The sequence below is a fragment of the Paenibacillus sp. P4_E11 genome (assembly GCF_056401635.1).
Genome location: NZ_JBFUIX010000118.1, coordinates 1 through 12,551, shown reverse-complemented (window position 1 = coordinate 12,551; position 12,551 = coordinate 1). Strand labels below are relative to the sequence as shown.

At 45.7% G+C, this 12,551-nt stretch carries 9 protein-coding genes; 1 reads left to right on the top strand and 8 read right to left on the bottom strand.

All coding sequences use genetic code 11. The features are described 5' to 3' along the window. Window positions 1-122 precede the first annotated feature (122 nt). From abc-f to AC1DWB_RS27915, 4 genes are all read right to left on the bottom strand, one after another. Entirely contained in the window at window positions 123-2,066 is a 1,944-nt protein-coding gene (gene abc-f, locus AC1DWB_RS27930) for a ribosomal protection-like ABC-F family protein (protein WP_477544377.1), read from the bottom strand. A 103-nt stretch (window positions 2,067-2,169) separates the two neighbouring features. Next, window positions 2,170-2,313, bottom strand: coding sequence for an RAxF-45 family protein (locus AC1DWB_RS27925; protein ID WP_477544376.1), 144 nt, complete (start codon window positions 2,311-2,313; stop codon window positions 2,170-2,172). A gap of 88 nt (window positions 2,314-2,401) precedes the next feature. Further along, complete coding sequence (locus tag AC1DWB_RS27920) at window positions 2,402-3,109, bottom strand: DNA alkylation repair protein (protein ID WP_477544375.1); 708 nt, start codon at window positions 3,107-3,109, stop codon at window positions 2,402-2,404. A gap of 43 nt (window positions 3,110-3,152) precedes the next feature. Then, the gene (locus AC1DWB_RS27915) at window positions 3,153-4,076 is read right to left on the bottom strand and encodes a phosphotransferase enzyme family protein (RefSeq protein ID WP_477544374.1); all 924 of its coding nucleotides are present in this window, start codon (window positions 4,074-4,076) and stop codon (window positions 3,153-3,155) included. Between the two features lie 143 nt (window positions 4,077-4,219). On the opposite strand from AC1DWB_RS27915, the gene AC1DWB_RS27910 reads away from it, so the two are divergent. Beyond that, window positions 4,220-4,936, top strand: a complete 717-nt coding sequence (locus AC1DWB_RS27910) for a winged helix-turn-helix domain-containing protein (protein ID WP_477544373.1) — start codon at window positions 4,220-4,222, stop codon at window positions 4,934-4,936. 27 nt (window positions 4,937-4,963) lie between these two features. Here the strand turns inward: AC1DWB_RS27910 and AC1DWB_RS27905 are convergent, their stop codons facing one another. The 4 genes from AC1DWB_RS27905 to AC1DWB_RS27890 all read right to left on the bottom strand — a co-directional run bounded on the left by AC1DWB_RS27905 (window position 4,964) and on the right by AC1DWB_RS27890 (window position 12,476). Continuing rightward, the gene (locus tag AC1DWB_RS27905) at window positions 4,964-7,162 is read right to left on the bottom strand and encodes a sensor histidine kinase (protein ID WP_477544372.1); all 2,199 of its coding nucleotides are present in this window, start codon (window positions 7,160-7,162) and stop codon (window positions 4,964-4,966) included. A 186-nt stretch (window positions 7,163-7,348) separates the two neighbouring features. Further along, complete coding sequence (locus AC1DWB_RS27900; protein ID WP_477544371.1) at window positions 7,349-7,927, bottom strand: 5' nucleotidase, NT5C type; 579 nt, start codon at window positions 7,925-7,927, stop codon at window positions 7,349-7,351. 147 nt (window positions 7,928-8,074) lie between these two features. After that, a complete protein-coding gene (locus tag AC1DWB_RS27895; protein ID WP_477544370.1) occupies window positions 8,075-10,063 on the bottom strand; it encodes an S-layer homology domain-containing protein in 1,989 nt (662 codons plus the stop codon). Window positions 10,064-10,067: 4 nt separating this feature from the next. Continuing rightward, window positions 10,068-12,476, bottom strand: coding sequence for an Ig-like domain-containing domain (locus AC1DWB_RS27890; RefSeq protein ID WP_477544369.1), 2,409 nt, complete (start codon window positions 12,474-12,476; stop codon window positions 10,068-10,070). Window positions 12,477-12,551 lie beyond the last annotated feature (75 nt).

Sequence of the window (12,551 nt, the reverse complement as noted above, 5' to 3'; positions counted from 1 at the left end):
ATATGGTGATTTGGGCGATATAAAACAGGGTTATCTCGTAAGCCGTATACTCTACAGCTTGCGGGATAACCCTGATAAGCATTAGGAGCAAATACGTTAGTCGCTTGACCTTCAACAATAAATCAACTCGAAAGTTCCATCCACAATTCCAGAAGCGCATCAAGCTGTGATTGCCGCTCTTCCCGCTCACGCCACCTTGCTTCAAGCTGGACCGTATCGCCAATACGATCTAGACGGTGCAAGTCTTCATCGGCACGAGCTAGTTCCGCTTCACATACAGCAATCTCAAGCTCCAACTGTTCACGTCTCCGCTCGTTCGTACGCGCCAGACCGCTGCTTTCAACCGCCTTTACTCTGTTCGGCGCTCCCACTGCGGAGGTTTTTCCATCGGTCATTCGCGATGCGCCAGTTACCGATATACTCTCTTGCGACGACCGTTCTCCACACTTCTCCTTATAATCATCATAATTTCCGAGATACTTAACAATCCTGCCCTGCTTCAGCTCCCATACGCACTTCGCCAGACGATTAATAAAATATCGGTCATGAGATATCGCCAGTATCGTTCCCGGAAAATCCTCCAGTGCCTCCTCCAATGCTTCGCGTGAAGCCATGTCGAGATGATTCGTCGGCTCATCCAGCAGCAGAAGGTTCGGCTTGCGCCTCACGAGCAAGGCTAACCGCAAACGGGACCATTCGCCGCCGGAGAGCATTTGCAGCGGCTTGAAAACGTCAGCGCCATAGAACAAATATTGGGCCAGCACATTTCGCGCTTCGCCTTCCTCCAAACGTCCCTCGGTCTGGAAATATTCTAGTACCGTCAGCTTGTTATCTCTCACGGGCTCCTGCTGAGCCAAATAACCGATTTCCACACGCGCCCCTTGCTCCACCTTACCTGCATCCGGCTCAATCATGCCCAGAAGCAGCTTGAAAAGCGTCGTTTTCCCCGATCCGTTATCCCCCAACAGCACAACCTTCTCGCCATATAGCAAGTTTCCCTCTGCACCATCCAAAATCACACGTTCTCCAAATTGCTTCGTCACGCCTTCGAATGCGACAACCTTACGACCAGAACGATCAAGAGGGGACAGCTCGAAATCTGCCGTTTTCTTCTCCAGGATGGGACGCTTTACTACCTCCATTCTCTCCAAAGCTTTACGAATCGAAGCTGCTCGTTTGAAAAACTTCCCATTTCCTCCAATCCGCCCCCATTCCTCCAACTGACGGATCGTTTCTTTCATTTTTTTCATCACCTTCTGCTGCTCTTGGAACTGCGCGAACTGTTGCAGAAGACGCTCTTCCTTCTCCTTCATATATCCGCTGTAGTTGGTGAGATACGTATAAGCCTCCCCGTCCTCCAGTTCGATCATTTTCGTACCGACGGCATCGAGAAAATAACGGTCATGCGACACGATGACACATGCGCCATCATAACGCTGAAGAAACTGCTCCAGCCACTCTATTCCCTTGAGATCCAGGTGATTCGTCGGCTCATCCAAGAGCAGCAAGTCTGGACGGACAACCAACTGGGACGCCAGAACAATACGTGTCTTCTCTCCACCGGACAAGCTGCCAAAATTCCGCTGATCGTTGCTTCGATCAATTCTCAAGCCACTCGCCACTTGATCAATGGCCGTGTCCATCTCATAACCGCCGCCTTGTTCAAACCTCTCTTGAACCAACGCATACGTCTTGAGCAGCCGCTCCATCATTTCAGGATCGCCAGTCGCCTCAGAGCTGGACATCTGCTGCTCCATGACCAACATTTCCTGCTTGGTGACCATCAGTTCCCGATAACCGAAAGCAAGCACCTCATATACGTTCAGTTCCTCGAACTCGGCAGGAATTTGCGGCAAATAACCGATTGACAAACCCTTCTTGATGGTTAGCATTCCCTCGTCTGCCTGCTCATGGCCGGAGATTAACCGGAGCAGAGTTGATTTCCCACTACCGTTGCGGCCGATCAGGCCGACCTTCTCACCGGTCTGGAGTTGAAGCGTTACCCCATCCAAAACTAAGTTTGCTGCATGGTATTTTTTGATCTGTTGAACGTTAACTATTATCATTTCAAGAGCCTCCTATTGGATGAAGACCCTAACTTGAATGCACAAAAAAAGAGCCGAGGCAACAAGCCCGCGACCCTTAGGATGAAAAAGCTATCCGTTGTGGTTAAGGTAGGCGTCTTCTCGCGAATGGTTCAAACGTATGATCGTAATTGAACAGACTGATCCCCTTCGCGGAATATGCATGAACAATGCCAGCCATAGCAATCGGCAGCTGGCTAATACGGTTGTTGACCATTTCGTGATTCACCTACCTCACCCCCTTCACATTAGTATTTCTACCTTAACATAAACCATGATGTCAGGCAATGTAGGAAGTTCATGCCTAAGCATTACTTCTAACATCTTACATGTTTTCGTTTGAAACCAATCCCCCCTTTATCTACTGCCTTTTGAATACGTTCGGAAGCGAGCAGGAAAGTGCTTTTTTTCTTGTTCGGTTTGACTTCTACCGGTCCTACTGCCTTTGCGATCTCGATCGACTTATCATGGAGCGGCAAATAGGATACCCCCACTGTATAAATAAAATTATTCATCGAGTATTTCGTTCGTTCGGGAGAATCATGAATCGTATTTTTCACATTTTCAAGCATATTGGCAATTTTGGTTATGGAAAATTCACCGTCCGCGCGATTCCCCATAAGCCAGCAGTAACAACTCCAGCCCGCTGACATTCTCAGTTCTTCTCCGCTTGCGATCCATTTATCGGCCACTTCTTGTGCAATATCTGTTTCTGCCAACGTTACTGCAACCACAAAATCGGACAGCATATAGAAATAAGCCGCATCGATCCAACGCTCAAAATCCGCTTCAGTCATCGCCTTTGGATCTGCAATTATTCCGGCAAAGTACATGGCATCGTAGTTCCCTGTAGAGTAAAGCTGCTCAGCCAAAGGTTGATTTATTTTTATTTTTTTGAAGATGGGCTTCATTTCGCCTGTAGCCACGCCAAAAAGCGGTTCGTGTGCCCCATTGGATTCGTAAATTTTCTTGGTTCGTTCCTTGCCGAGAGCTTCAAGCTCCTGCATAACCTCTTCTAAATTCAATGTTGATCTCTTCTTCCTTTTGGATTTTTAACTCAAAAAACTATTACTGTGCAATAATGAACGGAGTTAGAATCGTCTCGCACCACCGATCTACTACTTGAGTAATCTTTCCTTCTTGATCAATTTTATTATGATGTGATGCGGTATAGGCTATAGGATAAAGGGCAGTAAACGCGCGAATAAAGGATTGATTTATAACATGTTGCGTAACTGACTTATATCCCGCGAAAAGAAACGGCGTCAGTTTTTCATTGTGTAACGTCCAATTAATGTCAGATAAATCCATTTCTGCAAGTCCATATCCTGATAATGAAAAATCAATCGGACAAATTTCGCTATGCGAATGAATTAGATTGGATTTACTTAGATCTGCATGAATCATAACATATTGCGATCTTTCATTAACAAGAATTGTCCGTATGCAAGACAGCGCATCCTGCATGAGCCGATAATTCCGTTCAGTGATATGTTTCAATTCATATGCTTCTTGAATGTCATCTGAAATCGCATCTGCAAACGCCTCGTCATAATAATATCTGTTCGGACAGGAGAGCGTAGACATGGCATTGTGCAGTTCTCCGATTGTCTGTCCAATTGTGTAAGCGAGTTCATCCGTGATGGCTGTTTTTTGAAGATCTTCTCCATCCAGCCAAGAAAGTACGGTTGCCGGAACACCGCCTTCAAGATACGTAACATATTCTCCATATTTGTTCAGGATTGGATACTGTGTTTTTATATTGTCAGCAGCATGTAATTGATGGAGCAGTTCAATCTCGCTGTTAATCAGGGTATTCCGCTGAACATTTCTACTCCCATGAGAAAGATCCAGTCCATCAATAGCTTTATGAATTCGCAAAAGGTATTTCTGGTTACCATCCCTTACCACATACGTCATATTTTCGTTATGGCGTATAAATTCTGCTTCAGGATGCCTGAAAGCATAATTTGTAAAAACATCTTCAAGCATTTACTCACCCCTTTGAGGAGATTATGGTCTGTCTTCGCTTCCCCACACAATAGTCGTGTAGCAGGATTTTCCACTACCCAATGTCGAATACATTAGAACCAAGTAAGGTGATCGAGCACTATCAAGGCAATAGGAGGATTTGGATGTCTGGACAAACGATACTCGTGATTGACGATCAAGAGGAAATCGGGGAATTGATCAGTCATTATTTAATGGCAGATGGGTTTAAGACGGTTGTTATGAATGATCCATTCGATATATTCAAGAAGATCGAACAACATAGACCGAGCCTTATCATACTGGACATTGTATTGCCAGGGACGGATGGAATCGAAATATGCAGGGAACTCCGAAAAACAACCCATATCCCCGTCATTTTCATTAGCAGCAAGAAGGACGATATCGATAAAATACTAGCTCTCGGAGTCGGCGGGGACGACTATGTAACGAAACCTTTTAGCCCCCGCGAACTGGTAGCCCGGGTGAAAGCTCACCTTCGCCGCAGTGCGCCGACCACAATCCGCGCCAACAACCGCGCCACAAATCCCTTGAAGTTCGAGAATTTGATCATCGATCCGGAAAGTCATTCTGTTACCGTCTATGGCAATAACATCACTCTGTCAGCTAAAGAGTTTGAACTATTGCTTCATTTGGCCCGGCACCCTAACCGAATGTTCAATAGTGAGGAATTGTTCAATAAAATTTGGGGAATGGACCATATGGGTGATTTGCGGACTGTTATGGTGCATATTAGTACATTACGCAAAAAAATCGAACAAGACCCAGCGAATTCACGGTTTATCGTAACGATTCGAGGAGTCGGCTACAAATTTATAGGTCGTCCCCTCAATGAAGACTAGTAAATTAGCTTCACAGCTGGCCGCGAATTAATGGCGAGAATCGTCGTTACGGCACATGGGGAGGCAGAAATAAAATCTGCTTCCTTGTTGCATCGTGCTCTCCGCCCATATTCGGCCTTCGTGACGCTCCACGATTTCTTTACAGATAGCCAGTCCCAACCCGCTTCCCGCTTCGGAATTTCCCATTCCTTTATAATGCCGCTCGAAGATATTGGGTAAATCCTGTCGACTAATGCCCTTACCGGTATCTGCTATCTCCACCAGCACTTCCTGCATACTTCGTCCCTCAATCCGATTGATGTCCAGCTTGCGGTATCCACTTTCCATGGCAGCGCCGACCTCCTTAACGGTCAATTCTGTCCCCTTCACTGCCTCCTGCGGAACGATTCGGAATCTCAAGGCGATCGTTCCACCCGCTGAGGTGAATTTGATCGCATTTCCGATCAGATTATTGAACACCCTTTCAATCTGATCTGGATCGACATTAACCGTTACTTTGCTTAAGTGCTCTGGACATTCGACAGTGAACAGGAGGCCTGCATCAGTTATTCTCTCTTGATGTCCCGCATACACCCGGTCCGCAAGCTCACCAATACCACTTTCCTGCATCTGAAAAGGAATCTGACCAGACTCCAACTGGGATAAATAATACAGATCGTCGATCATGCGATCAATTCTAACCGCCCCTGTATGAATGTACCGTATGAATTTGGGATGGAGATCAGAGCGGATTTGATCCGTTAACGCTTCCGAATACCCTACGATGACCGTTACCGAATTCCGCAAATCATGTGTAATGTACGATAATATGGTTTTCCGTGATTGTTCGGCATGGCGGATTCGATAATACGATTCCTGCAAGCTGTCGTTTACTTCACGCAGTTCCTGACTTCGCTCCTGCACTTTCCGTTCCAAGCTTTCGTTCAGTTCCTGCAGTTCACTGTTCACGTTCTGTACCTGCACGGAATAACTCTCCGCCATTCTGAACGCATCGGTAAATCTTCGGGATAAAATGAATACTTGACCAAACGTAAAGACGAACAAGCCGAAGGGGCTGAGACTTCCAAAGTAAGGCCATTTTTCGGCAAAAAACAGGAAATCGTTAATACAGGTAAGAAGCGTAAATGCCCCAATCCAGCTTAACACCAAGGCGCCTTCCCGCCTCTCCTTGAAGGCTCTGACGACGATATATAGCAAGAATAACAATTGCATCACGATGATGGTTTCATTAAGTGCAAGAAGACGTGTATACACTCTCGCAGGTGTAACGATGACAGGAATGACGGCGATCACGAGAAATAACTGAGAACCGCGGTAGAACCAGGCAGGCATCGCCCCCAGGAATAAATGGCGCAAATAGATTACAAATAGAAACGTACCGCCATATAAGGCCAAGTACTCCAATTTCATCTGCCATTCCCAAGGGAAATGAGGGAAAAATTTCGTCCATACGACCTGACCGACCAATAAACCGCGCATGCCCCATATGATCGAGAAGAGACCGAAATAGAGCGGAGCTCGATCCTTTGTGCGCATTATAAACAGAGCCACGTGGTATATGCCCATGAACAGGAGCGTCCCTACGACAAACATCTCGAACGCTTGTCGTTTGTCCGCATGCAACCCGATCTGTTGCTCCGTCCCGAGCAGGATCGATTTGGTCATTCCTCCGCGCAGATGATGAAAATTCGCAACCTGAATAACCAATTCATTGTTGCCGTCGAGCGGTTGAAACTGAACGATTCGAGTAGCTAGACGAGGCGTCGTATGATCCCGGTCTGTGCCGACTTGACCGACGGAAGCAAGCCATTCACCGTTAATCCACAGCTTGTAAGCGGAGAACATCGTGGGCAGACCAAGTGCGAGCTTCGGATGATTGCCTTGCAGTTGCAGCGTTAAGCGAAATGTGGCGTAACCGTTTCCAGACAACTTACCCGCATCGGTTGCAGATCCGTTCCAAGAATGGGGAAGATGAATCCAGCCGGTTGGGTAAGAATGATCCGATTGCAAGAAGACCGGAGGCGTCAGAAGACGATTCCAATAAAATTCCCAATCGCCGTCTAAAGGAACACTACCATCCTCTTCAAAATCCCATGCGGACAAATCGAGAACTCCTTCATGCGCCGATTCAACTGCAGCCGCAGACACAGAGGCAGAAGGACTGACGATCCAGAATAAGACGAGCATGGCCAGCACAGTGGAAATCATAAGTTTTGTTACCTTCATGCCGTCCAATTCCTTCCTGGATGAAACGTAGCTTCATTCTACGATATCCGGGATTAGCTGGCAATAATTATGAACAACCATTGGTTACCCAAACTTCTTGACGCTACCAGGATCTCTCTATCTCTGCACCAATTTCCTGTCACATACAGCGCTTGTAGAGCGAAAAAGCTGCAATTGTACATCCCTTCAAGCGTTCGCGATCCGAGTGATAGATTTAGATGCTAAGTAATCAATATGCTGTTTGACCTCCATCCAGTTGGATGCACGATATACGAGTTCATTCGTTACGGACTTATTGTAGGGCTGGTCGTATAAAATAACGGGCTTATTCACAAGCGCAAACTCCTCTGCATAGTGAGGCCCATCATCAATCAACACATCTACCTGGGAATTCATAAATTCTTGGAGTTTGTTCTCACACAGGATAATGTTGTGATACTTGATCTGATGAAGTTCAAGCCATTCAAGGGTAACATCACGAAAAAGCAAGGGTCGAGCCGTTATAATGGATATTTGATGCTGATTATATAGTTGCTGTAAGATGTGTACGGCCATCGGAAAAGGGGAGGAGTTCCAATGAATATCATGCCCATACTTCGTATACACGGCCTCTCGTTCTACCTGATCCCACCCATAAAGACGGTATAGGTAAAAATCATTAACGTCATCGGCCGTAAACGATAATCCAGACGCTTGATTATAATAATGCAAATGCGGCGTAGTGGCATCAAGAACGGTATTATCTAAGTCGATTCCAATATGCAAGTGATAACAACTCCTAACTGCCCAATGTCTAGTTATTGATGTTAACCCATTATACCATATGGTGATTTGGGCGATATAAAACAGGGTTATCTCGTAAGCCGTATACTCTACAGCTTGCGGGATAACCCTGATCATGAAACAATTCGTTTACTTGCTCTTGTGCGTCAACATCTTCAGCATAACAGTTACTGCTTCTGCTCTTGTTGTTTGGGCATTAGGAGCAAATACGTTAGCCGCTTGACCTTCAACAATGCCCAGCTTCTTTACCGCTGCTACCGCACCTTTGGCCCACGACGGAACAACCTCGTCATCGGCAAAGCCGGTTGCGACATTCGCTGCGCTAGATTGACCCAGAGCATTGGCGAGCATCGCTGCCATCTCCGCACGTGTAATCTCAGCATCCGGACGGAAGCTGCCGTCCTCGTAGCCATTAATAATGCCTGCTTGTACTGCCTGCGCCACTGCCTTCTGCGCCCAAGCTCCGATCTTCGTTGCATCCGTGAAAGTCAGCGTCGCTCCTTCGCCCTGCAGCTTCAACGTATTCATCAGCATCACTGCGAATTCCGCACGTGTCACGGTATGATTCGGCTTAAATGTTCCGTCGGGATAGCCCGTGACAATTCCGCTGCTTACCGCTTGCTTGATGTTGGCCTCAGCCCAGTGCCCAGAAATATCACTAAAGTTAATCGTCGGTTTCGTCTCTGGTGTTGGCACAGTTGTTGGTTGACCTACAGCAAATACCGCAAATTTCGTAAAGTGGTCTATATCCACGGTGATTCGATCTACATTAACCTTCCCACCAGTGACTTCCACCCATTCCTTCTTCACTTCGTCATAATAGAATATTGCTGGCCGTTGACCATTCTTCACGATTGCGGGGTCAAAGGATAAGGTCAGCGTGACAGGTTTGCTAAAGTTCTGCGTGAAGTTTTTCAGAATCTCGTAGATCGGGCTGGCTAGAACCTCTTTATTCGTAAGGAGCTTTTGAGTGTCCAGCAGTTTTTCGATCGTTAGCTTCAGCTCTTTGTCTATAGCGCCTACCGGAATAGAGATGGTGACCGCATTTTCTAATTTAACCTCCCCTGCCTTGCCTACAGGAAGCGTTAACTTGCCATCCGTGCTTGTGACGATGCTAGTTGTTGGTGGCATTGACCCACCACTCCCACTGCTATTGTCTTTTGCCTGTGCTCGGTTCACGTTCACAGTATATGTTTTCTTACTTGTGCCATTCTGAGCAGTTACGACAATCGAGATGGCGTTGCTGCCGACAATCAAGCTGGTTGCGCTGCTCGGTTGCCCGCTAGCTACCGCTATTCCGTTCACAGTCATAGTAGCGTCCCTGTCRCTCACACTGGCCGTTACGATCATGCTAGATACGCTGTTGGCTACATCAACGGTGTAGTCTAATGTTCCAGATGTGAACGCCAGTGTACCGCTCGATAGCGCCAGTCCACTCAAGTCTGCGTTGCTGCTCGTTCCCTGTGCTCGGTTCACGTTCACGGTGTACGTTTTCTTGCTTATGCCATTCTGAGCAGTCACGACAATCGAGATGGCGTTACTGCCGACAATCAAGCTGGTTGCGTTACTCGGTTGACCGCTAGCTACCGCTATTCCGTTCACGGTCATAGTAGCGTTCCTGTCGCTCACACTGGCCGTTACGATCAGGCTGGATACGCTGTTGGCTACATCAACGGTGTAGTCTAATGTTCCAGATGTGAACGCCAGTGTACCGCTCGACAACACCAGTCCACTCAAGTCTGCGTTGCTGCTGGCTGGATTTGGCGGTGTATTAGCTTCGACGATAATATCCTGGACGGCAACCGTACTCGCTTGTCCAGCAACGACCTTGTACGTACCTGCAGCTTCGCTGCTCGCTAGGGTGAACGAACTTGAATACTGTCCATCCGTTACTTTCGCAATCGTATAGAAGACTACGCTGTTGCTAGGACGAAGCACTTTAATAATAACCTCAGAATAAGTAGACGATCCTGCTAGGGTCACGGAATCACCAGGATGAATGGGTGATATAGCATTCACTGTAACTGAATTGCTGGCCAATGCAGGGAGTGGGATTAGCCCTATGATCAGCATGAGAGACAAGATCAGACCTTTTTGAAGTTTCATTTTAATGATCATATTATTATCTTTCACYCCTGAGTTGCTGTTCGATTACCTTCAGATTGAATTCAGCTTGCGGAAGTACTGTAGCCAGATTCAAACCAACATGAGTGGCATCATTGTTAAATTGACTTACCACATATACCTGTACGCTATAATCAGCAGTAGCAGCATCTGTTACATTGAAATTGGCCGAATAGACTCCTGTGTTTAATTTCAATCTAGAAGCTACAATGCTGACTGGTGTCGTTCCATTCATTAACACGAATACAACCGATTGCGTTCCATAAGTCTCATTTCTGTAATAACTGTTATCATCATTCAAGCTATTGAGCACATTGACCGTCGCTAGAAGTCCGCCTTGTGTGCTGAGGACTGGCGCTGTCATATAAAACAATTCCGATGAAGAAAATGCTGTGCCGTCAATCCATTTACTACTATAACCATCCGCATCGATTGAAATTTCATAATCTAAACCTGCTTGAAAAACCCCCTGGTTAACCGTAAGCTTGCCTTCCGTTAGTGTATAATCCGAGACATTCAGTACTCTGCGAGTTTCATTCCAATTATCATATACGATGACATCTCTTACTTTGCTGCGCCATGCAGCATCGTCTTCGAATACGAATTCACTTGCTGCATTACTGAAGAAAAATCCCGTCAAATCAGGCGTGTTGTAAGCAAGAACTTGATTAATCGCAGTGTTCCACACATTGTTGTGTACATCTTTTAATGCATTCGCATCAATGTGAATTACATATGTTGGATTCTTCTTCGCCTCTYGGAATAATACGACCACTCTGTCCCCTTGAATTGACACGACATCCTGTGCGCCCAATGCTGAGAAGGTTGCACCTTGATCAGTTGATATCGTAATCTTTTCTTTCAAATGAGATGTTCCAGCGTCTAGCGTATTGTCTACTAAATCAGCGTTGAAAAATAGGTTTAACCAACGACCATTATTTAAAAATCTTCCGTTTTCAAGTGATAATGATTGAACGGGGTAGAAATCATAAACAACATTTTTATTAAGAACGTTCCCAGACTGATCTTTAATAGATCCACTTGGAAATTGAAGATAATGATAATCAACCAATGGCGCTGCAAAATGAAGGATTAGTTTATTCTCTGAGAATGTCAGAGCAAAATTAATAGAATCAGGAATACCATACCCCCAACCTAGGCTTGGGAAATAACGATATATGGAAGCTTTTAAAGTCGATTCATCCACCCAATTTTTTTGTACATTTTCATCAAAAACAAATACGATATCCTGATTATGATTGGCAATATAAGACTCTACGAATTTAGGTGCTGTACGATCGACGGGCTCTACGACTCCTGAGTTAGCTGGTATCATAGCGGTTACAGCACTATCGAACGAAACGTTCCCGTAGCTGTCCTTAAGGGTGCCACGTTCAATGTAAATTTGATTATTAGGTCCCGAGAGGGGCAGTCCAAAATGGATGACAAGCTTTCCGGATTCAATGGATACTGTATCGTCGCTGAGCAACGGATTCCAATTGTAATTGGGGYCATCCTTTAATAAATAAATATTACTTTTTAAGTTTACTGTATTGGCTAGAACATCCTCTTGGAAGGTTATCGTTACCGTGTGGTTATCATTACTAATTGCTGAGCTTTGAATGACTGGAGGGGTTACGTGTAGAGTCATCTCCGCATTGAGATTACCCGCTGCATCCTTTAACGTGCCGCTCGCGATTTTAATAAGCGTGCTCGTGCCTAGAATGACTTTCATATCGTTACCCATGTTTAACCAAATCAAATTGGAGTTTTGAGCTACAGACATCAGTTGCGGAAGGGATACAAAGTTGATTCCATCCGTTGCAATACTCATTTGACTTCTCAAATAAGCAGCAGTATCCTGATTGCTTGTATTCAATGAAATGTTCTCATTAAAATACAAATTCACATTGTTTCCATTATTAGATGTAGAGCCTACATATTCAGGGGACTGTAGGTCCAGTGTTCTCGTTGTAGCGTTGCCCGAATACGAACCCGGTGTTACCGGTGATTCGAAATAGGCACCTTGAATTTGAATCTGATTGCCGGTTCCTATTAATGGGCTATCCAAATTAAGAGTGAACACGGTTTGACCATTGTTAGCTGTCAGCACAGCAGAACCCGTATTTACAGCGGAATCAGCTGCAACGCTGACAAATTCATTGGAATCCGTTCTTTTCACATATACAGCATCCGTTACACTTACTCCAGCCTTAACAACCAAAGGTACATTTGTAGTCACGGTAACGGTTCGATGATCGGCCGTGGTTTGAACATTTAAGATATTGAAATCCCAAAGGACTAGGCCCGACGTTGCATACGCCTTGCCAAGCACTCCCGTCATGCCTCCCAGCACCATCAACATGACGAGGAAGATAGCCATACCTTTTTTCTGAATCTTTCTCATTTCTATTTCTCCTTCTCCAATTGAATTTTACTACTCTACTTCGCAACTTTTGTCACACCTTTCCCACACCTTTCC

Coding starts and splice junctions, on each gene's coding strand:
- AC1DWB_RS27905 (WP_477544372.1), bottom strand. CDS start 7,162: ATGAAGGTAACAAAACTTATGATTTCCACTGTGCTGGCCATGCTCGTC.
- abc-f (WP_477544377.1), bottom strand. CDS start 2,066: ATGATAATAGTTAACGTTCAACAGATCAAAAAATACCATGCAGCAAAC.
- AC1DWB_RS27915 (WP_477544374.1), bottom strand. CDS start 4,076: ATGCTTGAAGATGTTTTTACAAATTATGCTTTCAGGCATCCTGAAGCA.
- AC1DWB_RS27910 (WP_477544373.1), top strand. CDS start 4,220: ATGTCTGGACAAACGATACTCGTGATTGACGATCAAGAGGAAATCGGG.